Here is a 22409-nt window from a genome sequence, read left to right as displayed (position 1 = left end):
GGACCTCCCATGTGAGAACCGAGCCTCAGACCCACGCAGGTCGGCAGGTCCTAGCGGCCAGGAGGTCCGTGCGCCCAGTCAACGACCGGCTCACGGACAGCCTCGGCGGTACTCACGCGACGGGCGCACTTCTAGGTGAGGCCGGCTCTACTACGGTGGTTCCCATGAGCGTGCGCCTGCCTTCCCGGTACGAGGATCTTGATCCGGCCTTTCGAGGTCGGCTTCGTCCGAATCGACCGTTGGTGGAACTTGTCAGACGAGCGCATCAACGCATGACGGTCTCGGGCGGCATTCGGTTTCTGCCTATCTACGGCAGAAGCGGATCGGGGAAGAGTTCTGCGGCACGTGAGCTCGCTACCCATCTCCCCGAAAGCAAGGTACTGGAGCTGTCCCGTGCCGCAATTCTCTCGGAGGCGGCGCTTCTTCAGGAAGTCCGCGCCGCTATTGGTCGGCGAAACAAGCCGCGTGTTCTCATTGCTGTCGTTGATCAGTACGAGGAGAACGTATCCGACAAGTCCTCAGTGCCGACGCAATTCGTGGAGCGACTCAGTCTTCTCGATCGTGGCGCACTGCGTGACGTGCCCGTCCTGTTTCTATGGCTGACCACAAGCTCGGAGTTTCAGGCGGAACTCGCGCGCGCGACGTCGCGCAATGAGCGCATTCTTGTGGCGTCCGATTTCGAACTCGTCGGCCCCGAGCGTGATGACTGGGCGGAGATTGTGGAGGAGACCTTCTCGTTTCACAACCAAGAGCAGCCACTGGCGGACTTCGGTGTCCTACGCGAGAGCATCGAAGCATCAGTCGATGGGTCTGCAACGCTCGGATCGACAATCGAATCCGTGGGAGATCTTCTCGCGGATCCGGATGCTGGGCTCCAAGACCTCTCGCAGTACCAGGTGGTCATGCTCTGGCCGGTTACGGACGGCCATCGCATCACACGAGTTTCCGGGTTCACGGACGCACGTGACGGCTACAAGCTGGACTGGAATGCCTTCTACCGAGAACTGAATGCAGATGATCGCCGCACGCTCCCACTCTCGGAGCTGAATCGCGCGCGGCTGTACTTCGATGTTCGACTTGTTCCGATCGCAGCGGCGGACCTCCAACCGCTTTGTCGCGATCTCGACGACCTCGAGTTTAGCCCAAGTCGTTCATACCTAGAGCGCTTTGGCAATTCGCACTTCGTGTCTATCCTTCGAGAAGCGTGGGATCCCACGTCGTTCTCGCCTATGCGCGAACGCGAGTCTCAGAGGGCCGATGCAGCGAAGGCGTGGTACGACGGCGGTGTCACGCAGCACCCGACAAAGATCGGCCGGCGCATCGCGAAGTGTCTACGCGAGCTCGGACTCGACGCGACTCATGAGGAGGACATAACCTCGCCACATTCCACGGTGCGAGCAGATGTTGCTGTTAAACGACCTGGGAGCCAGCAGACCACGTGTATCATCGAACTCAAGGCGTACAGCACTGACGGGACGATGCCATCGTCTATCAAGGACGCCATTCGCACTACTCTGAAGCGGCACGCGCAGCTGGCAGGCTTCCTCGCCCGTCAGTAGCAGCCACTGGTCTAGCGGACCGCGCCAGTGATCGATGGTTCAGCGGGGACGAGAGCCGCCTCCCTCACCGCTTACTAATCGGATGCGCAGCAGCCGGGTGCTCACCGCTGATTCGACTCAATCGTTATCTCGAGCTCGGCCGATCAGTGCATCGACCCACAGGCCCACACCGCTGGCTAGAAGGATGCTGCCGAGGATCCATGTCGGGAAGCCGTGTGTCGTGGTCATGGTCCGCATCGGCGTCAGTAGGCACACCAGGCCTAGCGCGAGGAAGGCCGTCGCAACGCTCGCCGGACGCCAGAACCTCTTCTTCTTCAGGCGACCGCTCTAGGCAGCGCCAGATGTCGACGGTGCGATCTCAGCCTGTTCGATAGTCGATCCTTCAACGGGCGCGGGCCTGTCGGCGTCGCACCGCCGACAGAACCGCTTGATCATGAGCGTTCGACGGGGAGCCAGAGCTCGCAGGTGGCGATGCTGAAGTCGTCGGCACGGTCGAGTACCGCGACGAGGGACGGTCCGGGCCGGAGCCGCCAGGGGTTTGACGGGAACCAGTCAGTCGCGGTCGCAGCCCATGCCTCCTGCAGCGCAGCCGGGTACACGCCCTCGGTATGGAACACCGCCCACGTACCCGCCGGAACCTCGATCGTGTCGAGATCGTCGGCCACCGGAGTGACGCCCGTCACGGCAACGCCGTGCAGGTAGGTCAGTTTGCTGCCCTCGGTGTAGTCCGGGTCGACGTCGGCGCTGACTTGGAGGAGGCCGCCCGGATCGATGTCGCTGAGGGCTTTGAGACGTGCGTGTTCTGCTTCCGGCAGCGAGGCAATGTGGGCTTGGATGTGCGGGTTGACGCCCTCGTGGATGAGGGGCACGCGGGTGGCGTGGCCGACGAGCTGAAACGCCGGTCGATCGGTGATGCGGGTGTCCATGGTGATGTTCCCTTCTACGGTCAGGCGGAACCTGAGTTGCGGTTGCGTTCGAAGGGGGCCGCCATGTCGCTTGACGCTGCCGACGCTGACACCGTGCACTGCCCGAAACGCTCGACCGAATGCCTCGGTTGAGCCATAGCCGTACCGCACCGCGATGCTCAACAGGTCTTCGTCTCCGAGAACATCGGCGGCCGCGACTGACATTCGGCGACGCCGGACGTACTCCGAGAGCGGCATCCCGGCGAGCGACGAGAACATCCGCCGAAGGTGGTACTCCGTCGTGCCCAGTTCCCGAGCCAAGGGCCCAACATCGAGGTCGTCATTCAAGCGACCTTCGACCAGCTCGACCAGTCTGTTCAGCTCCGCGATCATGCAGCCTCCTTCGAAACCCACCTTTTCGGGCCGACGCGATCGGCACCCTACTATCGCGGTCCGATCCGATCGCCCTTGTGCCACGGAAGTTGTCCGTTAGCCGATCCTCTACTGGGCGCCTGATCGGCCCCGGGCTTCGGTCGCTGCGATCAACGGAGGTTGAGAAGATCGCCGTTACAACTCAAGTCGTCGTTGTCGAGCCGGGTCTGTCAGCCATCGTGATTTGCTTCCTTCGGCGTCGAGGAGTCTGTAGGGCTCCTGGTGAAGCGGTAGACCGACAGTCGGTCAGTCCGTGTCGGGAGCGTGCGACGTTGGGCGGCTGAGGTCGCCGGGCAACATCGCTCGCGGCGGGACGATGAGCACGGGAACGTGTGCCTCGTGCATGAGCCTCTCGCCGACGCTGCCAGAGAGCAGTCCAGTCACGGCGCTCCGGTGTCGGCGACCGACCACGACCAGCGACGCCGATGCGGACTCGTGCAGCAGGACGTGGCCGGCGGAACCCCGTCGAGGTCGTCCGAGGACGGCGACGTCGGGGTGCGCCGCGTCGACGGCGTGCAGTGCTGCCTCCAACTGGAGATCGGCCGTCCGCTCCCAGGTGGACAGGTCGCCCTCGAAGTACACGGCACCGAACGGTGTCGTCGTCGAGGGCGACTGCCATGCCCGGACGAGGACGAGCTCCCGGTGCCAGCGTGCCGCGAGCGCCCCTGCGTACGCCAGCGCAGCGGCTCCGGATCGGCTGTCCACACCGAGGACGACGGGACCGCCGAGCTCGACGCGTTCCTCCGGGACCACGATCACCGGCATCGTCGCTTCCGCGACCACGCGCTCCGCAACGCGGCCGCGCACCGCCGCGAGCAGACGTCGGCGCTGACGGCCTCCGATGACGAGCACGTCCCCCGTGGCTCCTCCGCGGAGGAGCCCGCGGACAGTCCCGCCGTCGACGAGGTCCGTCGTGACGCGCAGTCTCGGCTGGTGGTGGAGCAGGACGGCCCGCGCCTCGAGGAGGCGGTGCTCTGCCCTGGAAGGGAGATCACCGACCAGTTCGGGCACGCTGACTGCCTTGACCACGTCGAGGCCTGGGTCCACGACCCCGGCGAGCCACTCCACCGCCGCCTGCGCGGCGTCCGAGTCGTCCACGGCGACCGTGTACCGGGTCATGGTGGCCTCCACCGCTCACGAGGCAGCGGGCGCAACCTTGTTCGGCGAACGTAGTGCGGTACCACGCAGTCAGGTCAGGCCGAAGGTCCCGTCGCGGCCCTCGACGGCCTGTCTCATGTGCCGGGGCCACCGTCGTCGAGCTCGATGTCCGCGTCAGAGGGGACCCGCATCGTCCGGGCATCGCGATCGGTGCGGTGCAGCGTCAGAACGGTGACCGAGACGCCGCCGTACCTGGTGTGCTGGATCGCCGCGAGTTCGGCGTCGTCCTGCGCGACGCTCGCGCCGAGTTGTGGCGCACCGAGCAGGCCCGCGGTGTACAAGTGTCGAACCATGGCGACGCTCCTTCCCTGAAAGGGTGCATCAACCGCAGCGTCCTCTCGTTCCCGCGGCGACACAAGCGGGAACGGTCTGTCCACCGCTTCTCGTGTTGTGGAGTTCGCGGGATCCGGACACGCGCCCCGGTTCAGGCGTTCGCTCTCACGGTGCGGGGGCCGATCCAGGCGGGCGTTGCGCGCCTGCCGTGACGTGCTCCGGCTCGTGTTCCGCGAGCCGGGTCGTGGGTGGGACGACCAGGACCGGGCAGTGGGCGTGTTCGCTGCAGCGGGCGCTGACGGATCCGAGTCGGAGGCCGACGAACCCAGAGTGCGACCTCCTGCCGACGACGAGCATCCGCGCGACCGAGCTCTGCTCGATGAGGACGTCGGCAGCGGGACCGAGCAGGAGTTCGAGGTGCACCCACGGCGGGACCCCGCCACGGAACTCGGCTTCGGATGCGCGGCGGAGGATGCGTTCGGCATCGTCCGCCGCCGTATCGGCGGGGAGTTCGCCGAGGCCCGTGGCGACGTCGTCGAACATCGCGGGTTCACGCCACACCATGACGATGCGGAGCTCTGCGTCGAGGAGTCGGGCGAGTGCTGCTGCTTGGTGGAGCGCCGCGCGGCCGCCGAGGGAGTCGTCGTACCCCGCGACGATGACGCCGCCGTGTCGTCGGACGGTCATGGTTGCACGATCAGCAGGTTCTGCACATCGGTGACGTGGGGCGACCGCCATGCGGCGAGTTCGGCTTCCCGCTTCTCGGCTGCGGAGCCGACCCGGCCGGTCAGGGTGACCACAGAGTCGCGGACGGACACCTCGAGGCGGTCCGCGTCGAGCTGGGCGTGACGGACGAACGCCTGAGCGATGCGGGCCTCCGTGTCCGTGGCTGTTGGCCTGGGGGTGAGCTCCACGTGGTTGAGGACGTACTTGACGCCGGGAACGCGCTCGGCGTCGCGGATCGCAGCGAGCCATTGGAAGTGCCACGGGACTGATCCGTGGAGGGTGACGGTGTGGTCGGCGACCTCGACCTGCAGGTGACCGGCCGGCACGGTGTCGTCCGCGTCGAGCGCCTGATGGACCATCTTCGCGATCTCGGCGTCGGTGTGCAGGGCACGTGCCGCAGCACGCACGACGAGGTCGTCGGCGAGGGCGTGGACACCCTGCACACGGAGCGCTGCCCGGCTGGCCTGGATTCGCTCCGAGAAGCTGTCGACGGTGCCGCTGAGTGTCACCACGCCGTCGTCGACCGCGACGCCGATGGCAGTGGCCTCGATGCCGGGGGTCCAGTCGAGTTCCTGCTGCACGTCGTGTTTGATCGTCGAGTCTGAGCGATGTTCGGTTCGGGTCATCGTTGTCATGGAGCGAGCATCGGGGGACGGAACGGTCGACGGCAGGGTCGAAGGTCCGGGCATCACCTGCTGAGCGCCCGGGTCTTCAGCGCGTCGAACTCCGTCAGCGTGATCGTTCCGTCGTCGAGCAGCGCCTTCGCCCTGCCGATCTCCTCCGCCGGGCTGGGGTCGCGCCACGTACCTGCTGACGGATCGATGATCGAGTCTCCACGAGCCGCCTGGTGAGCGGCCCGCTCCTGCATGCCGCGTCCCCGTGCGACGAGGTACACGAGCACGGTGAGGAACGGAACGAAGACGAGTAACGCGACCCAGACGGCCTTCCACCACCCGTTCAACGTGTGATCGCGGAACAGGTCGGTCACCACCGCGAAGAGCGCGAAGAGGTACGCGACGAGCGCGACGATCCAGAAGAAGGACCACAGCACGGACCAGACGCCTCCCCAAGCGCCGTCCCAGTTGACCATCATGATCGTTCTCCCATCGGTTCGTCTCGGTGATGCAGGGAATCGTGCAAGCGCTCACTCCCGGTGACCAGTGGCGAACGTCCCGAGTCGGAGCGGGACCTTCGGCCTGGCCCGTCGCCGTCGTTGCCCGCACCCTGGTCGGATGGTGCCGGAGACGATGCGCGCGTGGGTGACCGAGTCCGTGCCGGGCTCCCTGCGACTCCGCGTCGACGAGCCGACGCCACGGCCGCTCGGCGACGAGGTGCTCGTGCGTGTCGAAGCCTGTGGGCTCTGCCGGACCGACCTGCACGTCATCGACCGAGAGCTGCCCGAACACCTCTCGCACATCGTCCCCGGCCACCAGGTCGTCGGTACGGTCGTCCAACGCGGTGTAGGGGCGGGACGTTTCGTACTCGGCGACCGGGTCGGCGTCGCCTGGCTCAGGAGCACCTGTGGACGCTGCGACGCATGTCGGACCGGGGCCGAGAACCTCTGTCCGCGGAGTTCCTACACGGGGTGGGACGCCAACGGTGGCTTCGCCGAGTACACGGTGGTACCCGAAGCGTTTGCGTACCCGATCGCCGGTACCGCGGACGCCGCAGGGACGGCCCCGCTGCTCTGTGCCGGCATCATCGGGTACCGGGCGCTCGAGCGTGCCGCGCTGCCCGACGGCGGTCTGCTGGGGATCTTCGGGTTCGGGTCGAGCGCGGGGATCACCGCCCGGCTCGCGGCTGCCCGTGGCGCGCGGATCGCGGTCTCCACCAGGGGTGAGTCGAACCGTCGGCGTGCGCGAGCGGCGGGCGCCGTGTTCGTCGGGGACGCGGCCGAGGTCGGTCCGGACGAGGTGGACAGCGCGATCGTGTTCGCGCCGGCGGGTGAGCTGGTGCCGGTGGCGTTGCGGGCGACGAAGCCGGGCGGCACCGTCGTCCTGGCTGGGATCCACATGAGCGACCTCCCGCCGATGCCCTACCGGCTGCTCTTCGACGAGCGTGACCTCCGGACCGTCACTGCGAACACCCGCGCCGACGGAGCTGCGTTGTTCCGTCTCGCCGCCACGCTCGACCTCGCTCCTGAGGCCACCGTCCTGCCGTTCTCACGACTTCCGGACGCCGTCGGTGATCTCCGAGCGGGCCGTCTCGGCGGCTCGATCGTCCTCAGCGCCTGGTCGTGACCGGCACCGGCGGGGGCGGCGAGGCTCCGTCCGCACGAACCCCCACGTCACTGCCCGTGCCGGCCGCTGCGTGTGTCTTTGACGTGCGCAGCGTGCACGGCGATCCTGTCGTGGATCTCGGCGATGTCGGCGGCGTCCGCGGCGACGGCGTGGTGCAGCAACGAGCGCATGAGCCACAGCACCGCGAGGTCGACGTCGCTGGCCGTGTGCGCTTCCTGAGCGCACTCGGCGGCGTCCGTCCGTGCCTCGGTGGCGATGGCGCGGTGTGCTTCGGCTGCCGCCCGGCTGGACGACTCGACGCTTTCCCAGTCGATGTCCGACCTCCTCGACCACGGTGCAGGATCCGACCGGTGCCCCGGCGGAGGGAACGTCTGTGACGCAGACAGTGAGCAGTGCCGGTGTTCTGATGAGCACCGTCCTGTGGTCCGTTCGTCTTCCGGGGAAGCGTCCCGTGCCGTCCCGTGAACCCAAAGGGCCTCGAGTGTCGCTGTCTGCGCCTGGTGACGAGGATGCGCCCCGGGTGCGCCGGAGACGAGGGCCGAAGGTCCCGGGGCTCCGGTGGGTCCAACGACCCTGCCGCGTGAGCTGGCCGCGTGTCTAGGGTCGGCCGACCGGCGGATCGTCCGGCACATGAACACCTGCGAGGAACGAGAGATCATGGCACTGTACTTCGACCCATTCCGCGAGCTCGACCGGTTGACGGCGACGATGTTCGACGGCCGCAGCGGTCCTCGGTTCGTACCGATGGACCTCAGTCGCGACGGCGATCACTACGTGTTGAACGCAGACATGCCGGGGGTGGATCCGGGCAGCATCGACATCGACGTCGAGGGCAGCCTGCTCACGATCCGCGCGCACCGGACGTTGTCCACCTCGGAGAACGCGAAGTGGTTGTCGCAGGAACGTCCGAGTGGGACGTTCGTCCGGCAGTTGAACCTGGGCGAGGGCATCGATGCGGACAAGATCACAGCGGACTACGAGAACGGAGTGCTGAGCGTGGTGCTGCCGGTGTCCGAGCGTGCAAAGCCACGCCGGATCCCGATCACGGGCTCGACCGCACCTGAGCGGGTCGCCGTCACCACCGGAGCGGACCACACCACCGGTGCGGCCTGACCTCGTCGCTGCCGCTGCCGCTGCCGCGGCGGACACCACCGTTGATCGGAACCCAGAGGAGCACCCGTGACGGACATCGAGATCGGTGATGTCGGACCGACCGTTCGCGGCCCACGGCCAGGAGTGCCGCGTCACCGAGAGACGTCGCCGGGGGCCGCCGGAGACACCAGGCGGTGGCTCGCCGCGCCGAGTCGCACGCGCGCGTTGATCCTTGCGCGCGCGTGCGCGACCGCTGCCACGCTCACCCGGTTCGACGACGACCGCGCTGTCGGCATCGCGGCCGCGTTCGCTGGTGCAGCGGCGTCCTCCACGGCGTGGAAGCAGACCGACGAGCCCGTCGTCCGTGTCCGGAGTGATGCGATCGAGATCATCGTCGCCGGCCCCGTGGGAGACGTGTTCCTCGTCATCGACGACGACTTCCCGCCGCCCGCCGCGGCCGCCCACACGGTCGCGGCGGTGGTCGCAGGCAACCGCGTGACCCTCGGCATCCCCTCGACGTCACCGATTGCAGTGCTGAGCTACCTGGGGATCATCACGACCTTCCTTCCCGACGACGTGCTGCGCATCGCACTCCTGTGTGGGCAGGACGTCCCGTCGGTCACGGGCGTGCACGTCGTCCGGCTCGCAGCTCCCGGCGGGTGCCCCCAGCTCGCGCAGCGAGGCGACGTGTCGTTGCTGTACCAGCAGCGGTCCGTCCGACGCATGCCCCTTTCAGTGACCGAGCACGATCCGCTGATGGACGCGCCGACACTCCGGGGGAGTACCTGGCGAAGCGACCGTGCGACGGACGGGCGGCACCGCGAGCAGCCGTGACCCGTCAGTGACCAGCCCGTTGGACGGACGGGCGGAATGCGGCGCCGGCGATGCCGAGTTCGACGAGCCCGAAGACGACGTACAGTGCCTGACGGAGATCCCCGCCGATCAGGGCTGCCTGCACGAGACACCACGCCAGGAGCGTCAGTGCCGCGGACACCGTGGCCCACGCGCCTCTCCGTGCGCTGGTCACGGCCGCGACGAACGCGACGAACTGCGCGCCACCCACGACGATCGACAGCAGCAACCCCGGAACGAACGCCACGCTGAGGCTCGACGCATCCGCCCACGACGGTGGAGGAGCGGTCGGAGACATTCCGCTGCTCGTGACCATGCCGATCCCCCCGGCGATCGCGGTGAGCCCGACGAACGCCGTCACGACCATCGCCAGCCGACGACCGGGGGCGTCGACTCGGGAACCGACGAGTCCGTGCCACGGCCCGTCATCCTGCTCGGAGCAACGCGATCATGTCCGCCGGCTGGGTGATCTCGGTGTCCGGCTCGTCATCGGGCGGATGGTCCGTGGTGCTTGCGTCGTCCACTGTTCGTCCTTCGTTCGGGCCGCCTGCTCGGCGGCCGGGTGGTGTCGAGGGCCCGCGCGTCACCGGCGGGGCATTGCTGTCCGGGGCCAGCGAGAGGCGCCGGTCCGGGCCGTCTGCGGGGCAGTCACGATGCGCCACGCCTCGGCGGTGACCGGTTGTCGGTCGAGGTACCCGACGGCGTCGTGCGTGCTCAGGATGCCGGGGACGGTCACTGCGAGGGTCCGCGCGGCTGCGTCGGTCACGACCACGCGCAGCCGTCGAACGGCCTCGCGTTCCCGCGCTTCGTCGGTCGGGTGGTGCCCCGGCAGGAACCGCAGCCACCGATCGTGTGTGCGCTGCTGGTACTCGAGCACCGTCGCCATCCGCCTCGCGGTCTCGGTCAGGGGACACCATCCGTAGGGTTCGCGTCGCCGTTCAGACATCGCAGCCACCCGCACCGAGGTCCATCGGGTCTGTCCCGTGCAGGCGGCGTCCGTGCACAGCGGCGTCGTCGAAGAGGACGAGGTCGTTCACGACCGCGCAGACTCCCGGCGTGTTCCATGCGATCTCGCCGATGTGGCTGCGTTCGGACCAGGACCGGACGTGACCCCGCAGGACGAGTTCGTCACCACTCACGATCACGAGCACGTTGTGGGCGTCCAACGAGGCGTCCTCGAACAGTGCCTGCTCGATGCGCTGGGCGACCTCGGCAGACCTCGCTGCATCCGCTGGGATCGCCGACGCCTCCACGTGACGGCGCGCGCTCATCGTCGCCGTCCGTCCGACAGGAGGCCGAGATCGACCAGGACGAGTCCGATCTCACCGAGCCCGACGGCGAAGTACACCGCCTGCAGCACGCTCCACGGGATCATCGCCGTCTCGACGAAGATCCAGACCAGCAGCACGACCGCAGCGACCGTCACGGCGAGCACGGTCCAGCGGGACCGCACGACCGCCAGGACAGCGGCGGCCAGCTGTGTGCCGCCCACGACGCCGCCGAGGAGCAGACCGGGCACGAGGAACGAGCTGAATCCGCTGCCGGCCAGGACGCTCGACGCGGGCGCGAGGAAGTCGGCGTCGAACCCGACCACGAGCGCGAGGCCGCCGGCGACCGCGGTCAGGCCGACCAGCGCTGTGACGGCGATCGCGGACCATCGGAAGGCTGCTGGCCGTGGCGCGACCAGTGCTCGTCGTGCTTCCTCTGCTCCGGCGTTCGGCGTGTGGGTGGCGTGCGTGGTCATCACGAATCCTTCCGTCTCGTCCCCGCCGATGCTCCTCGGACGCCGCGTGTCCGACAGAGGCCAACGTCCCTCGACCCGTTGCGCTCCACCGGGCCGTGGGTCGAAGGGCCCTGTGCACCGACGGACCGGCCACGTACCGTCGCTGGTCAGCACCGAACCGTCCGGAACCGGTACCCGGTCCACAGCGGCGGCGCATCCCGAACCGAGGAGTGATCGCATGTCCGAGCACAGTGAGCGCATCCCGCCGACCGGCATGGACCTCCCTGACGCGGTGCGGACGGTGGCCCGGAAGGCCGCCGACTTCCGCGGCCGAGCGGCACGGCCCGAGTTCTGGTGGTTCATCCTCTTCAGCGCCGTCGTCGGAACCGCACTCGGCGCCGCGAACGTCGTGACGTCCGCGGGGACCGTGATGGTCGGCTCTGCGCTGGCCGGGGTCTGGTCGGTCGTGGTGTTCGTGCCGACCCTCGCCGTCATGGTTCGGCGACTGCGCGATGCCGGACGTCGTTGGCAGAACGTGTTCTGGCTGCTCCTGCCCCTCGTCGGACTGATCCTGCTCATCGTCCGGCTCTGTGAACCCGGTGCTCCGGTCGGACCGGGGCAGTTCGGGGGCCCGCCTGCGGCGACGGGACCTTCGACCCTGCTGGCCGACGGCCATCAGGTCCGACACTGACGCACGCAGATGGACCCGAAGCGTCTGCGTCGGGGCGGGTCGGCACGACGGCGTGCCGACCCGCCCCGTTCGTCTATTAGTATCTGCGTGTGCACTTAGACAAGCAGCCATGCGGGCTTGACCCGGAGTCGGAGTACGTCGAGCTCGCGGTCGAGGTGTTCGCGATGCTCGCGGACGCGACCCGGGTGAAGATCATCCTCGCCCTGCGCAGTGCCGAGGAGATGTCCGTGAACCACCTGGCGGACGTCGTGGACAAGACTCCGGCAGCGGTGTCGCAGCACCTCGCGAAGCTGCGGCTGGCCCGGATGGTGTCGACGCGGCGCGAGGGCACAACGGTGTTCTACCGGCTCACGGACGAGCACGCGTCCGAGCTCGTCGTCGACGCGGTCAAGCAGGCGGAACACGTGGTCGGTGCCCCACCGCACCACCGCGGGGAGCCGGGACGGGCATGAGCACCCACGATCACACGCACCCGCACGACCACGGGCACGACCACTCGCATCCGCACGGTGGGGTGCGGGGTTTCCTCCAGCACCTCTTCGTCCCGCACACGCACGACAGCGCGGACTCGATCGACGACGCGATGGAAGCCAGCGCCGCCGGCGTCCGCGCGCTGAAGATCAGCCTGTTCGTCCTCCTCGTCACGACGGTCCTGCAGGCCGTGATCGTCGCGTTCACCGGCTCGATCGCCCTGCTCGCGGACACCATCCACAATTTCGCGGACGCGCTGACCGCTGTGCCGCTGTGGATCGCGTTCGTCCTCGGCCGCCGCCTCGCGACCCGCCCGTTGACCTACGGGTACGGTCGCGCCGAGGACCTCGCCGGCATGTTCATCGTCTTCGTCGTCGCGCTCTCCGCCGTCGTCGCCGGGTGGCAGGCGATCGACCGGTTCGTCCACCCGCGGCCGGTGGAGGCGCCCTGGCTGCTCGTCGCCGCCGGGCTCATCGGATTCGCCGGCAACGAGATCGTGGCGATCTACCGCATCCGCGTCGGTCAGCGCATCGGTTCGGCGGCGCTCGTGGCCGACGGCGTGCACGCCCGGCTCGACGGCTTTACGTCGCTGTCGGTCGTCCTCGGTGCGCTCGGCGTCATGCTCGGCTTCCCGCTCGCCGATCCGATCATCGGTCTGCTCATCTCGATCTCGATCCTGCTGCTGCTTTGGGGAACGGTGCGGTCGATCGGGGCGCGGCTCATGGACGCGGTCGATCCCGCGCTGGTCGGCCGGGCGGAACACGCGCTCGAGCACGCCGACGGGGTGCTCGCCGTCCGTGACGTCCGGCTCCGCTGGACCGGGCACCGGCTCACGGGGTCCGCGACGGTCGAGGTCGCGGCCAGCGACCTGCATGCCGCCACGCACCTCGCGGAGCACGCCGAGGAGCACCTCCGCGACGCGATGCGCAACGTCGACGAGTTCACCGTCACGCCCGCCGTGACCAGCCACGGCGGCGGCCACACGCACTGACCGTCCCACCGTCGGACGGGAGGCGGAGCGGCTCACAGCGCACCCGCCTGCGCACGGAGCGTCGCGGACGGAGGACCTTCGGCACTGTGCGCGCCGCGCGGGACCGCCGACGCTCGACGCGACGCCCATCGGCGTCGCCGCTCGTCGTCGGAGGCTCCATGGCACGGTCGTCGCAGGGAACCCTGGTCCGCACACGCCTCGTCGTCGTCACGGCCGTCGGGGTGACGGCGCTCGTCGCCGCCTGGTCCGGCCTTGGCACGGTCGTGCCGCCGTTGCTGACCGTGACGGCCCTCGCCGCCGCACTGGTGGCGGCGGTGTCGATGACCAGGGACATGCTGCACGGCCGGTTCGGGGTCGACCTGCTGGCGGTGACGGCGATCGTCGCCACGGTGGCGGTCGGTGAGTGGTTGGCGGCGTTCGTCATCGTGCTCATGCTCGTCGGCGGCGAGGCGCTTGAGGCCCACGCCCAGCGGCGAGCGACGAGCCAGCTGTCCCGGCTGCTCTCCGACGCCCCGAAGACGGCGCACCGGACGGTGGGCGAAGCGGTCGTGGACGTCCCGGTCGCCGACGTCGCAGTGGGGGACGTGCTCGTCGTCCGGCCGTACGAGGTGGTGCCCGTGGACGGCGAGCTGGTGTCGGGCACGGCGACGTTCGACGAGTCGCGGTTGACCGGGGAGAGCGTCCCCGTCGGTGTGTCCGCGGGTGATCCGGTCCCGAGCGGTGCGGTCAACGGCACGGCGGCCGCGCTGCTGCGTGCGAGCCGACCGGCGTCGGCGAGCGAGTACCAGCAGATCGTCGCGCTGGTGTCCAGGGCGATGGCCTCGCGGTCGCCGATGGTGCGGCTCGCCGACCGGTACGCGCCGTGGTTCACCGTCTTCGCCGTCGTCCTCGGTGGGGTCGCCTGGTGGGTCGCCGGGGATCCGCGACGGTTCGCCGAGGTCCTGGTCCTCGCCACCCCGTGCCCGATGCTGATCGCCGCGCCGGTCGCGTTCCTCGGCGGCATCGGGCGCGCAGCACGTGCCGACGTCGTGGTCAAGGACGCGTCCGTGCTCGAACGGCTCTCGGCGGTCCGCACCATCGTGTTCGACAAGACCGGCACGCTCACCCTCGGCCGCCCGACACTGGAACGCGTGCTGACCGCCCACGACGGTCCGGACCGCGTTGCACTCCTCCATCTTGCGGCCAGCGCCGAGCAGTACTCGTCGCACACGCTCGCCGCCTCGATCGTGGCGGCCGCCCGGTCCGAGGGGATCGGACTGACCGGCGCGCAGCACGCCGTCGAGTCCGAATCGGACGGCGTCGCGGCCGAGGTCGACGGGCACGACGTCGCCGTCGGGACGCTCGCGTTCGCCCGACGACGGGCTCCACGGGCCGAACCGGTCGAGGTGCCCGCGGGTCGTGTCGTCTCCTACGTGCTCATCGACGGCCGCCCCGCCGGCGCGCTCGTGCTGCGCGACCCGGTCCGCCCCGAGGCGCGGGCGACGGTCGCGCGGCTCCGGGCGCAGGGGATCGCCGACGTCGTGATGCTCACGGGCGATGCGCAGGCGACGGCCGACGCGGTGGCTGCCGACGTCGGCGTGACGGTGCTGCGCGCCGAGTGCCGGCCGGGCGACAAGGTGTCGGCCGTGCGGGCGCTGCACGACCGTCCCGTGCTGATGATCGGCGACGGGGTGAACGACGCTCCGGTGCTCGCGGTCGCCGACGTCGGTGTGGCGATGGGCGCACGCGGGGCCTCGGCCGCGAGCGACACCGCCGACGCCGTCGTCCTGGTCGAGTCGGTCGACCGGGTCGCGGTCGCCGTCCAGGTCGGCCGCGAGACCGTCCGGATCGCCCGGCAGAGCATCTGGATCGGCATGGGCGCGTCGGTGGCGCTCATGTTCGTCGCCTCGACGGGCGTCGTGCCCGCCGTGGTCGGTGCGCTGCTGCAGGAAGCGGTCGACGTCGTCACGATTGTCGCGTCGCTCCGGGCGACGGCCGGCCCGATCGCAGCGACGGACCGAGGCGATCCGGTCAGCCGGCCGGTACCGGCACGATGACGACCGGGGTCTTCGACCGATGCATCGTCTCGCGGGCTACGGAGCCGAAGAGCTCGCCACCGATGGCGGTCCGGTGCCGACGCCCGACGACGATCAGGGATGCCTCCACGCCGGCCTTCGCGAGCGCTTCGCCGGCGTCGCCCTCCCACAAGGTGGAGCGCACGGGGACGGCCGGCTCCAGGTGCGCCGCTTCGCGTTCCGCCGCGCCGAGCGCCAGGCGGGCGGACTGCTCGTCGGCACTCGATGCGTCCTCGAGCAGCGCGATGGGACGGGGTGCGACGGGTGCCGTCACCCGCCACGCGTGCACGAGCCGGACGGACCGCGCGGTCCGGCGGGCTTCCTGCAGCGCGAACGCGAGTGCGGCGTCGGCGGTGTCGGCGTCGATGCCGACGACGATCGGGCCGCTGCCGAAGGTCCAGTCGTCCGGTACGACGACGGTGGGCACGGGTGCCCGGGTCGCGATGCGCTCCGGCAGCGACCCCGTCAGTGCGGAGCGGACCCTGCGAGCCCGGTGCGCTCCGATGACCAGGAGATCGGCGTCGGCCGTGTCGTCGACGAGTGCGTCGGCGGCGAAGCCGCGTTCGACGGACGTCTCGACGACGGTTCCCGGCGCGGTGCCGCGCACGAACGCCCCGGCCTCGGCGAGTCGCTCGCGGACGACGAACACATCGGTGTCGCCCGTCTCGAGCGCGTGCACGATCCGGACGCGCGCCGGATGGTCGGCGGCTCGGTTCGCCGCCCATCGGAGTGCCGTCCAGCTCGCCTGGGACGCGTCGAGACCGACGAGGATCCGTTCTGGGGACATGGTGCTCTCCTGCTCTTCCGGTGATCGCGCGCGGTCTGCGCACGGGTCGCGCACGGACAGCACGTGGTTCGCGCGCGGGCAGCGCGCCGCGCGCCGATTACGCGCAGCGGCGACGCTAATCGCGGCCGCGACGGCCGACGAGGGCCGAACGTCCCGCGCGACCCGGCGTCCGGGCTCTCCAGGGCGTCCGAGACGTCCAGGGGCGAAGGACCCTGGTGCGGTCTCGTCTCCGCCGCTGGGGTGGAGACCGACCGGTGACACCGGTCGGGCGGGCGATCGGCCGTGTCGGACACCCCGGCCACGGGGACCGTCCCCTCTCCACTCGAGCGACGGGAACCACCATGGACGAGACGACGACGGGTACAACGGCGACACCGACGCCGGGACGCTTCGGGGGGCGGACCGTGATCGTCACGGGCGCCGGTGCCGGAATCGGTCGGGCGACGGCCGAGCGGCTGCTCGCCGAGGGAGCCCGGGTCGTCGGTGTGGACCTGCTCGACGACCGGCTGGACGACCTGGTCTCGGTGGCGCGGTCGGACCGGCTCGTCACCGTCGCCGGGGACCTCGCCGACCGGCCGGTGGTCGACCGGGTCGTCTCGGCCGCCGACGGACGGATCGACGGGCTCGCCAACGTCGCCGGCATCATGGACGGGTTCGTCCCGACCGCCGAGCTCGACGACGACGTCTGGGACCGGGTCCTCGCCGTCAACCTGACCGCGGTCATGCGACTCACCCGGGCGGTGCTGCCGACGATGATCCGCGCCGGCACGGGGAGCATCGTGACGGTGTCCTCCGAGGCGGGACTACGGGGCTCGGCGGCCGGGACCGCCTACACGACGTCGAAGCACGCCGTGAACGGCTTCACGCTGAGCACCGCGTTCTTCTACGCTCCAGCGGGCGTCCGGTGCAACGCGGTCGCGCCGGGTGCGGTGGCGACGAGCATCGAGGCGCCGTTCCGGTCGCAGTACGCCGGCGAACGGCTCGGACCGTACCTGCAGACGAACGTGCCGCCGATCGCCACTGCGCAGCAGCTCGCCGCGGCGATCACCTGGTTGCTGAGCGACGACTCGGCGAACGTGACCGGAGCGGTCCTGCCGTCGGACGGCGGGTGGTCCGCGGTCTGACGCGCGGGTCGCCAGGCGCGGGTCGGGCCCGTCCCGCGCCTGGCGACCCGCTCCGCAGCGGTCCACCACACGGTCGGCAGCGCGGTCAGGCGCCGACGACCACGTGGTCCTCGACCGCCGTGACGTGCGGCGACCGCCAAGCGGCGATCTCCGCCTGCCGACGCTCGGCCCAGGTCCGCGCCGTCCCGGTGAGCGTGACGGTCGTGCCGTCGACGGCGACGTCGATCCGGTCGGCGTCGAGCTCGGCGTTGCGGACGAAGGCCTGACGGATGCGCTCCTCGGTGTCCGGCGCACTCGGGCGGGGCGTCAGCTCAAGCCGATCGAGGACGAACTGCACACCGTCGACGCGCTCGGCGTCGCGCACCGCGGCGAGCCGCTGGAAGTACCAGTGCGCCGACCCGGTCAGGGTCACGATGCGGTCGCGCACCTGGACGTCGACCGTGTCCGACGGCACCGAGGCGTCGGCGTCGAGTGCGGCGCGCACGGCAGAGGCGATGTCCGCGTCGGTGTGGACGCTCGGGCCGCGGATGTCGAGCTCCTCGGCGAGGCCGCGGACACCGGTGACGCGGAGCGCGGGGCGCGCGGCCTGCACCCGTTCGGCGTGTGAGCCGACCTGCCCGGTGAGGGTGACGACCCCGTCCTCGACCGCGACGCCGATCCCGGCGGCCTCGATCCCCGGCGTCCAGTCGAGTTCCTCCTCGACGTCGGCCTTGACCTCGTCGTCCGGACGGTGGTGCACGCTGTGGTCTGTCATGCCATCACGATCCGACGGCAACCAGGCGGACACGAGGGCCCAACGTCCCGCGGTGCACCGAACGCCGCGCGAGGCGCAGGGACCTTCGGCTCTCTCCGACGCGGCGGCGCGGACGTACCGTCAGGTCGCCGGGCGCCCGCCCGCACACCGGACGGAGCGGATGATGCACGAAGACGTCGAACGGATCACGATCGGCCTGGACGACACGGAGGCGAGCTGGACCGCGCTCCGGTGGGTGGCCGAGCGCGCCGCCCGGCATGCCTGCCGCGTCCACCTCGTCCGGGCGGTCGACCCGCTCGAGCCCGAGGAGGGCTGGACCCACCACCGGCTCGTGGCGGGACGCTCGCTCGTGTTGCAGTCGGCGCCGGGGACCGAGGTCGAGCTCAGCGCGCCGCCGGCGCCGATCGTCGATGCGCTCGTCGACGCCGCACGGCCGGACGACCTCCTCGTCGTCGGCAGTCACCGCCGCAGGCGACTGCAGTCGGCGCTCACCGGGCTCCTGCCGGACCGGATCGCCGGGGCGTCGCACGTCCCGACCGTCATCGTGCCGGACGACTGGCCGAGCGGACAGCTCGACGCCGACGTCGTGCTCGCCGTGGACGCGGACACCGCGGGGGAGGTCCTGGACTTCGCCGTCCGCGAGGCCGAGCGGCACGGGGCGACCCTGCGCGTGGTGCACACCTGGCAGGAACCGGCCCCGGTCGGTCCCCCGGTGGTCGCCGCCATGGTGGAGTCGCCCGTGGTCGAGCTCGCCGCAGCCCAGGCCGTGCTGGACACGGCGGTCGCACGGGTCGCGGAGACCGCGCGCGTCGCGGAGAGCGCGCATGTCGCAGAGCAGGCGCGCATCACTGCGTCGTCCTCCGGGCTGGTGGTCCACGGCGAGCTGCTCCGCGGCGCACCCGGGGCAGCGGTCACGGCGGCGGCGGAGCACCACGGGCTGGTCGTCGTCGGCCGTCGGCACCGGTCGACGTTCGGCGGCGAGGTCCTGGGTTCGGTCGCACAGGACCTGATGGCGGAGTCGACGACGGCGCTGTGCGTGGTCCCCGTCCGGCAGGGCTGAGCCGGGTCAGGCGACGACCGGGTCGATCGTCAACCGGTCGACGACGAAGTGCACGCCGCCGCACCGTGCGGCAGCGGCGTGCACGGCTCGTCGTTCCGCTCCGGAGCCGACGGACCCGGCGAGGGTCACGACGTGGTCGAGGACACGCACGGCGACGGCGGTCCGTGGTGCGACCAGCGCGATCGCTTGTGCGACCCGGGTCCCGACGTCGGCGTCGGTCTCCTCGGGGTCGCAGGCGTACGCACGGACGACGATCCGGTTCTCGATCGCGTGCATCGGCGCGCACTGTTCCGCGAGTCCGACGGCGGTCACCCGGTCGCTGTGGCAGCCGACGTCGCCGGTGAGCACGACGCGGCCGTTCCGCAGCGCGACGTCGAGGGAGCTGGCATCGAGGGAGCCTTCGGATGCCCAGCCTCGAAGGATTCGGTCACGGGCGGTCAGCGGTGCGACGTGGCGGTGTGCGCGGGTGTCCATGTGGCCATGGTCGCGGTCGCGGGCGTCGGCTCCGAGTGGCCAAGGTCCCGCCGTCCTGCGAGGACTCCGGACGACGGCGAGCCGCGACCAGGACCACCGGGGTCGCGACGAGCGCCGCCAGCAGCGGCAACCAGTACTCCACCAACCGCCAGCCGAGCACACCGACGAGCGCGACGGCCGTCGGGACACCAGCCACGTGCAGCGATGCGACGGCGGCTCCCTCGACGACGCCGACGGCACCGGGCGTGACCGGCACCGTCGCCAGGATGTTGACCAATCCGTACGTCAGGATGACGACCGCCGGCCGCGGGTGCGCGCCGGCTGCGGCGACCATGAGCCCGAATGCCACCAGGTCGGCGGCCCAGTTCAGCACGCTCCATGCGAACAGTGCGCCGAACGCGCGCGGCGAGCGGAGTCGGCGCAGCCCGGAGGCGAGTGCGTCGACGTACTCGGTGACCACGGCCTCGGACGGACCGTGTGCGAACCGACGCAAGGGACTGCTCCACCGCACGGCGGTACGACGCGCGGCCGCCGGGTGGCGGAGCAGGAACCACCCCGCACCGCCGCTGGTGACGACGAGCGCCAGCACAAGCCCGACGGCACCTTCCACGAGCGTCGACGAAGCGGCCCGCGCGGCGACAGCGAGCCCGAAGAGGAACAGCGTGGACAGGACCAGGTTCGAGACGACGACGCCGGTGGTCGCGGCTGACGCTGCGGCCGCCGCGCCGATGCCGAAGCGCTCGAGCAGGGAGATCCGGACTCCGGCCGACGTCGCGGCACCCCCGGGCAGGAGGCTGCGGACGCCCTGCGCGACGAGGTCCACCCCGAGTACGTGGCGGAACGCGGGCGCGTCCGGGCCCAGCAGCAGACGGGACGCACGAGACGCTGCGGTCAGGGAGACAGCCTCGGCGAGGACCGCCAGCCCAGCGGCCGGCAGTGCGACCGGGTCGAGCGTCCGCAGGACGATCCCGGCGTCGCGGAGGTGGGGCAGGGCGACCAGGACCGCCGTCGCCAGTAGGAACGGCGTCACCGCGAGCAGCACCCACCGCAGTCGTGACGGACGGGAGGCACGGTGCGAGCCCGCACCGTGCCTCCCGTCCGTCCTGCTGGTCGCGTCACGGACGCGACTCACGGGGCTGCCTGGTCGAACAGCCGTCCCGTGATCGAGGTGGGTTCCAGGACCACCGTGGCGCGCTTGGGGGTGGGGAGCATCGACCGCAGCCGCTGGGCGGTGACGTTCCGCGTGTCCGGCAGGTGGGCGGTGCCCTTGGCGACGACGCTCCAGGCGGTCCATCCGTCGTGTTCGTCGGCCTCCATCACGAGCTCACGGCCGGCGTGCACCGCTTGGAGGATCACCGTGCTCGACGTGGCGAACACCAGACGTCGGTCCTCGGCCACGTAGTTGACCGGGATCACCTCGAGCGAACCCTCGGTGCGGAACGCGACGCGGGCGGTGCGGGAGCGGTGCAGCCGTTCCCAGCACTGGTCGGCGTCGAGTCGGACCACGAGTTCGTCGTCCGGCACCCGGTCCGGTGGCGTGGCGGGTGTCGACGGCGGCGTGGTCATGCGGCGACCGCCGGTCGTGTCGGCCGCTGACGGGAGTCAGGGGCGAAGACGATGCCGCTGATCTCGGTGACCTCGAGCACCATGCGCCGCGAGGCCGGGTCGAAGCCGGGACGGGGCACGGTGGTCACCGGTCCCGTGCCGACGACGACGATGACGTTCCACCCGCCTCCGGGGCCCTGGTCGCCGATCTCGAGGAGCGCAGCCTCGCGTCCGCACACCGTCCCACCGAGGTCGACGGTGATGCGCGCGCGACGACGGTCGACCGTGACGACCGTCACGGCGGAGACCCGGCCGTGCACCAACCGAGCTGATGCGGTCCTGGCCAGGAGGGCCCAGCACTCCCCGGGGTCGAGGGATCGGTCGACGGAACCGAGTGTGGCGGTGGTCATCGCCCGACCCGCTCGTCGGGTCCGAGCACGACGGCCTCGCGTTCGACGGCGGGCAACTCGAACACGATGCGTGCTGGCACACGTCCCGCGAGGACGTCCGCCATCGCGTCGTTCACGTCGGCCAGCGGACGACGGACGGAGACGACACGGGTTCGACCGGCCGCGTGCAGTGCGAACACCTCGGCGAGGTCCTGCCGCGTGCCGACGATCGACCCGATGATCGAGATGCCCTTGAGGACGGTGTCGAAGATCGGGACGGACATCGTCCCGTCCGCCGGCAGCGCCACGCAGACGAGTCGACCGCCGCGCTTCAGGGACGCGAAGGCCTGCTCGAACACCGCGGCGGACGCGGCCAGGACGACGGCGACGTCGGCGCCGCCGAGCTCCTGCACCTGCGCCGCGGCGTCGCCGGACGATGCGTCGACGGTGTGGTCGGCGCCGAGGTCACGTGCGAGTCGGAGCTTCTCGGGTTCGACGTCGACCCCGATCACGTCGGCGCCGAAGACTCGGGCGTACTGCACAGCGAGGTGTCCGAGGCCGCCGACGCCGAAGACGGCCACGGTCTCGGCCGGAACGACGTGGGCGACCTTGAGGGCCTTGTACGTGGTCACGCCGGCGCAGGTGAGCGGTGCCGCGTCCCACGGGTCGACCCCGGCGGGCACCGGTACCGCGTACTCCGCGTCCGCCACCGCGAACTGGGCGAAGGCGCCGTCGATCGAGTAGCCGGTGTTCTGCTGCTGCTCGCACAGCGTCTCGCGGCCGTCGATGCAGTAGCGGCAGGCACCGCACGCGTGCCCCAGCCAGGGGAGTGCGACCCGTTCGCCGACGCGCCGCTCGGTGACGTCGGGCCCGACCGCCTCGACTATGCCGACGCCCTCGTGTCCGGGGACGAACGGCGGGGTCGGGCGGACGGGCCAGTCGCCGTGCGCTGCGTGGATGTCGGTGTGACAGAGCCCCGACGCCTCGATCCGGACGAGCACCTGCCCGGGGCCGGGGTCCGGGAGTGGTCGTTCCTCGACGATGAGGGGCTGTCCGAGTGCGTGGACGACTGCTGCCTGCATGGTCGGCCTTTCCGGTGGGTGGGGGAC

Annotated in this window: 27 protein-coding genes; 10 read left to right on the top strand and 17 right to left on the bottom strand. The window is 70.6% G+C overall.

The features are described from left to right. Nucleotides 1-164 precede the first annotated feature (164 nt). Complete coding sequence (locus ACIQUC_RS09935) at nt 165-1559, top strand: ATP-binding protein (RefSeq protein ID WP_402266195.1); 1395 nt, start codon at nt 165-167, stop codon at nt 1557-1559. A 431-nt stretch (nt 1560-1990) separates the two neighbouring features. On the opposite strand, the gene ACIQUC_RS09930 is transcribed toward ACIQUC_RS09935, so the two are convergent. From ACIQUC_RS09930 to ACIQUC_RS09905, 6 genes are all read right to left on the bottom strand, one after another. Then, a complete protein-coding gene (locus tag ACIQUC_RS09930; RefSeq protein WP_402266193.1) occupies nt 1991-2857 on the bottom strand; it encodes a GyrI-like domain-containing protein in 867 nt (288 codons plus the stop codon). A gap of 285 nt (nt 2858-3142) precedes the next feature. After that, nucleotides 3143-4015 (bottom strand): universal stress protein, encoded by an 873-nt coding sequence (locus ACIQUC_RS09925; protein WP_402266190.1) that lies wholly within the window; start codon nt 4013-4015, stop codon nt 3143-3145. A gap of 113 nt (nt 4016-4128) precedes the next feature. After that, the gene (locus ACIQUC_RS09920; protein WP_402266187.1) at nt 4129-4347 is read right to left on the bottom strand and encodes a hypothetical protein; all 219 of its coding nucleotides are present in this window, start codon (nt 4345-4347) and stop codon (nt 4129-4131) included. A 145-nt stretch (nt 4348-4492) separates the two neighbouring features. Next, nucleotides 4493-5014: a universal stress protein gene (locus ACIQUC_RS09915; protein ID WP_402266184.1), complete on the bottom strand. Its 522-nt coding sequence runs from the start codon at nt 5012-5014 to the stop codon at nt 4493-4495. After that, complete coding sequence (locus tag ACIQUC_RS09910) at nt 5011-5679, bottom strand: BON domain-containing protein (RefSeq protein ID WP_402266181.1); 669 nt, start codon at nt 5677-5679, stop codon at nt 5011-5013. The genes ACIQUC_RS09915 and ACIQUC_RS09910 overlap by 4 nt, the downstream gene beginning before the upstream one ends. A 62-nt stretch (nt 5680-5741) precedes the next feature. Next, entirely contained in the window at nt 5742-6146 is a 405-nt protein-coding gene (locus tag ACIQUC_RS09905; RefSeq protein ID WP_402266178.1) for a hypothetical protein, read from the bottom strand. Nucleotides 6147-6285: 139 nt separating this feature from the next. Between ACIQUC_RS09905 and ACIQUC_RS09900 the strand changes: the two genes are divergently transcribed. The 3 genes from ACIQUC_RS09900 (at nt 6286) to ACIQUC_RS09890 (ending at nt 9219) form a co-directional block, all read left to right on the top strand. Next, nucleotides 6286-7293: a zinc-binding alcohol dehydrogenase family protein gene (locus ACIQUC_RS09900; RefSeq protein WP_402266175.1), complete on the top strand. Its 1008-nt coding sequence runs from the start codon at nt 6286-6288 to the stop codon at nt 7291-7293. A 657-nt stretch (nt 7294-7950) separates the two neighbouring features. Next, nucleotides 7951-8406 carry an Hsp20/alpha crystallin family protein gene (locus tag ACIQUC_RS09895; RefSeq protein ID WP_402266172.1) on the top strand — a complete coding sequence of 152 codons (456 nt, stop codon included), beginning with the start codon at nt 7951-7953 and terminating at the stop codon, nt 8404-8406. 204 nt (nt 8407-8610) lie between these two features. After that, nucleotides 8611-9219 carry a hypothetical protein gene (locus ACIQUC_RS09890; protein WP_402266169.1) on the top strand — a complete coding sequence of 203 codons (609 nt, stop codon included), beginning with the start codon at nt 8611-8613 and terminating at the stop codon, nt 9217-9219. A 4-nt stretch (nt 9220-9223) separates the two neighbouring features. On the opposite strand, the gene ACIQUC_RS09885 is transcribed toward ACIQUC_RS09890, so the two are convergent. The 4 genes from ACIQUC_RS09885 to ACIQUC_RS09870 all read right to left on the bottom strand — a co-directional run bounded on the left by ACIQUC_RS09885 (nt 9224) and on the right by ACIQUC_RS09870 (nt 10981). Beyond that, nucleotides 9224-9598, bottom strand: coding sequence for a hypothetical protein (locus ACIQUC_RS09885; RefSeq protein WP_402266166.1), 375 nt, complete (start codon nt 9596-9598; stop codon nt 9224-9226). A 222-nt stretch (nt 9599-9820) separates the two neighbouring features. Beyond that, complete coding sequence (locus tag ACIQUC_RS09880) at nt 9821-10123, bottom strand: hypothetical protein (protein WP_070418853.1); 303 nt, start codon at nt 10121-10123, stop codon at nt 9821-9823. 52 nt (nt 10124-10175) lie between these two features. Next, entirely contained in the window at nt 10176-10508 is a 333-nt protein-coding gene (locus tag ACIQUC_RS09875) for a BON domain-containing protein (RefSeq protein WP_402266163.1), read from the bottom strand. After that, nucleotides 10505-10981 (bottom strand): hypothetical protein, encoded by a 477-nt coding sequence (locus ACIQUC_RS09870; RefSeq protein ID WP_402266160.1) that lies wholly within the window; start codon nt 10979-10981, stop codon nt 10505-10507. Before ACIQUC_RS09870 ends, ACIQUC_RS09875 begins: the two co-directional genes overlap by 4 nt. Before the next feature lie 217 nt (nt 10982-11198). Between ACIQUC_RS09870 and ACIQUC_RS09865 the strand changes: the two genes are divergently transcribed. From ACIQUC_RS09865 to ACIQUC_RS09850, 4 genes are all read left to right on the top strand, one after another. After that, entirely contained in the window at nt 11199-11651 is a 453-nt protein-coding gene (locus tag ACIQUC_RS09865) for a DUF805 domain-containing protein (protein ID WP_402266157.1), read from the top strand. Nucleotides 11652-11740: 89 nt separating this feature from the next. Beyond that, nucleotides 11741-12103 carry an ArsR/SmtB family transcription factor gene (locus ACIQUC_RS09860; protein WP_402266154.1) on the top strand — a complete coding sequence of 121 codons (363 nt, stop codon included), beginning with the start codon at nt 11741-11743 and terminating at the stop codon, nt 12101-12103. Then, nucleotides 12100-13113, top strand: a complete 1014-nt coding sequence (locus tag ACIQUC_RS09855; protein ID WP_402266151.1) for a cation diffusion facilitator family transporter — start codon at nt 12100-12102, stop codon at nt 13111-13113. Before ACIQUC_RS09860 ends, ACIQUC_RS09855 begins: the two co-directional genes overlap by 4 nt. Before the next feature lie 158 nt (nt 13114-13271). After that, complete coding sequence (locus tag ACIQUC_RS09850) at nt 13272-15149, top strand: heavy metal translocating P-type ATPase (RefSeq protein WP_402266148.1); 1878 nt, start codon at nt 13272-13274, stop codon at nt 15147-15149. Here the strand turns inward: ACIQUC_RS09850 and ACIQUC_RS09845 are convergent. Beyond that, nucleotides 15124-15954, bottom strand: coding sequence for a universal stress protein (locus tag ACIQUC_RS09845; RefSeq protein ID WP_402266145.1), 831 nt, complete (start codon nt 15952-15954; stop codon nt 15124-15126). The genes ACIQUC_RS09850 and ACIQUC_RS09845 overlap by 26 nt on opposite strands. 341 nt (nt 15955-16295) lie before the next feature. On the opposite strand from ACIQUC_RS09845, the gene ACIQUC_RS09840 reads away from it, so the two are divergent. Beyond that, entirely contained in the window at nt 16296-17078 is a 783-nt protein-coding gene (locus ACIQUC_RS09840; protein ID WP_402266142.1) for an SDR family NAD(P)-dependent oxidoreductase, read from the top strand. Between the two features lie 85 nt (nt 17079-17163). On the opposite strand, the gene ACIQUC_RS09835 is transcribed toward ACIQUC_RS09840, so the two are convergent. Continuing rightward, a complete protein-coding gene (locus tag ACIQUC_RS09835; protein WP_402266139.1) occupies nt 17164-17832 on the bottom strand; it encodes a BON domain-containing protein in 669 nt (222 codons plus the stop codon). Nucleotides 17833-17992: 160 nt separating this feature from the next. Between ACIQUC_RS09835 and ACIQUC_RS09830 the strand changes: the two genes are divergently transcribed. Further along, nucleotides 17993-18892, top strand: a complete 900-nt coding sequence (locus tag ACIQUC_RS09830; RefSeq protein ID WP_402266136.1) for a universal stress protein — start codon at nt 17993-17995, stop codon at nt 18890-18892. Between the two features lie 6 nt (nt 18893-18898). Here the strand turns inward: ACIQUC_RS09830 and ACIQUC_RS09825 are convergent, their stop codons facing one another. The 5 genes from ACIQUC_RS09825 to adhP are packed head-to-tail and all read right to left on the bottom strand — an operon-like array spanning nt 18899 to nt 22382. After that, complete coding sequence (locus ACIQUC_RS09825) at nt 18899-19366, bottom strand: BON domain-containing protein (RefSeq protein ID WP_402266133.1); 468 nt, start codon at nt 19364-19366, stop codon at nt 18899-18901. After that, nucleotides 19320-20498: a YbhN family protein gene (locus ACIQUC_RS09820; RefSeq protein ID WP_402266130.1), complete on the bottom strand. Its 1179-nt coding sequence runs from the start codon at nt 20496-20498 to the stop codon at nt 19320-19322. The genes ACIQUC_RS09825 and ACIQUC_RS09820 overlap by 47 nt, the downstream gene beginning before the upstream one ends. Continuing rightward, nucleotides 20495-20932 carry a pyridoxamine 5'-phosphate oxidase family protein gene (locus ACIQUC_RS09815; protein WP_402266127.1) on the bottom strand — a complete coding sequence of 146 codons (438 nt, stop codon included), beginning with the start codon at nt 20930-20932 and terminating at the stop codon, nt 20495-20497. The genes ACIQUC_RS09820 and ACIQUC_RS09815 overlap by 4 nt, the downstream gene beginning before the upstream one ends. Beyond that, complete coding sequence (locus ACIQUC_RS09810) at nt 20929-21321, bottom strand: hypothetical protein (RefSeq protein WP_402266124.1); 393 nt, start codon at nt 21319-21321, stop codon at nt 20929-20931. Before ACIQUC_RS09810 ends, ACIQUC_RS09815 begins: the two co-directional genes overlap by 4 nt. Beyond that, nucleotides 21318-22382, bottom strand: a complete 1065-nt coding sequence (adhP, locus tag ACIQUC_RS09805) for an alcohol dehydrogenase AdhP (protein ID WP_402266121.1) — start codon at nt 22380-22382, stop codon at nt 21318-21320. The genes ACIQUC_RS09810 and adhP overlap by 4 nt, the downstream gene beginning before the upstream one ends. Between the last annotated feature and the right edge of the window lie 27 nt (nt 22383-22409).

It is taken from the genome of Curtobacterium sp. NPDC098951, assembly GCF_044759965.1.
GTDB lineage: Bacteria > Actinomycetota > Actinomycetes > Actinomycetales > Microbacteriaceae > Curtobacterium.
The sequence above is the reverse complement of the archived record's forward strand: the minus strand, read 5'-3'. Positions and strand labels throughout refer to the sequence as shown.

Bases quoted from the DNA above. Each gene is read 5' to 3' on its own strand.
- ACIQUC_RS09935 (WP_402266195.1), top strand. From the start codon at position 165: ATGAGCGTGCGCCTGCCTTCCCGGTACGAGGATCTTGATCCGGCCTTT.
- ACIQUC_RS09930 (WP_402266193.1), bottom strand. From the start codon at position 2,857: ATGATCGCGGAGCTGAACAGACTGGTCGAGCTGGTCGAAGGTCGCTTG.
- ACIQUC_RS09925 (WP_402266190.1), bottom strand. From the start codon at position 4,015: ATGACCCGGTACACGGTCGCCGTGGACGACTCGGACGCCGCGCAGGCG.
- ACIQUC_RS09920 (WP_402266187.1), bottom strand. From the start codon at position 4,347: ATGGTTCGACACTTGTACACCGCGGGCCTGCTCGGTGCGCCACAACTC.
- ACIQUC_RS09915 (WP_402266184.1), bottom strand. From the start codon at position 5,014: ATGACCGTCCGACGACACGGCGGCGTCATCGTCGCGGGGTACGACGAC.
- ACIQUC_RS09910 (WP_402266181.1), bottom strand. From the start codon at position 5,679: ATGACCCGAACCGAACATCGCTCAGACTCGACGATCAAACACGACGTG.
- ACIQUC_RS09905 (WP_402266178.1), bottom strand. From the start codon at position 6,146: ATGATGGTCAACTGGGACGGCGCTTGGGGAGGCGTCTGGTCCGTGCTG.
- ACIQUC_RS09900 (WP_402266175.1), top strand. From the start codon at position 6,286: ATGGTGCCGGAGACGATGCGCGCGTGGGTGACCGAGTCCGTGCCGGGC.
- ACIQUC_RS09895 (WP_402266172.1), top strand. From the start codon at position 7,951: ATGGCACTGTACTTCGACCCATTCCGCGAGCTCGACCGGTTGACGGCG.
- ACIQUC_RS09880 (WP_070418853.1), bottom strand. From the start codon at position 10,123: ATGGCGACGGTGCTCGAGTACCAGCAGCGCACACACGATCGGTGGCTG.
- ACIQUC_RS09875 (WP_402266163.1), bottom strand. From the start codon at position 10,508: ATGAGCGCGCGCCGTCACGTGGAGGCGTCGGCGATCCCAGCGGATGCA.
- ACIQUC_RS09870 (WP_402266160.1), bottom strand. From the start codon at position 10,981: ATGACCACGCACGCCACCCACACGCCGAACGCCGGAGCAGAGGAAGCA.
- ACIQUC_RS09865 (WP_402266157.1), top strand. From the start codon at position 11,199: ATGTCCGAGCACAGTGAGCGCATCCCGCCGACCGGCATGGACCTCCCT.
- ACIQUC_RS09855 (WP_402266151.1), top strand. From the start codon at position 12,100: ATGAGCACCCACGATCACACGCACCCGCACGACCACGGGCACGACCAC.
- ACIQUC_RS09850 (WP_402266148.1), top strand. From the start codon at position 13,272: ATGGCACGGTCGTCGCAGGGAACCCTGGTCCGCACACGCCTCGTCGTC.
- ACIQUC_RS09845 (WP_402266145.1), bottom strand. From the start codon at position 15,954: ATGTCCCCAGAACGGATCCTCGTCGGTCTCGACGCGTCCCAGGCGAGC.
- ACIQUC_RS09840 (WP_402266142.1), top strand. From the start codon at position 16,296: ATGGACGAGACGACGACGGGTACAACGGCGACACCGACGCCGGGACGC.
- ACIQUC_RS09835 (WP_402266139.1), bottom strand. From the start codon at position 17,832: ATGACAGACCACAGCGTGCACCACCGTCCGGACGACGAGGTCAAGGCC.
- ACIQUC_RS09830 (WP_402266136.1), top strand. From the start codon at position 17,993: ATGATGCACGAAGACGTCGAACGGATCACGATCGGCCTGGACGACACG.
- ACIQUC_RS09825 (WP_402266133.1), bottom strand. From the start codon at position 19,366: ATGGACACCCGCGCACACCGCCACGTCGCACCGCTGACCGCCCGTGAC.
- ACIQUC_RS09815 (WP_402266127.1), bottom strand. From the start codon at position 20,932: ATGACCACGCCGCCGTCGACACCCGCCACGCCACCGGACCGGGTGCCG.
- ACIQUC_RS09810 (WP_402266124.1), bottom strand. From the start codon at position 21,321: ATGACCACCGCCACACTCGGTTCCGTCGACCGATCCCTCGACCCCGGG.
- adhP (WP_402266121.1), bottom strand. From the start codon at position 22,382: ATGCAGGCAGCAGTCGTCCACGCACTCGGACAGCCCCTCATCGTCGAG.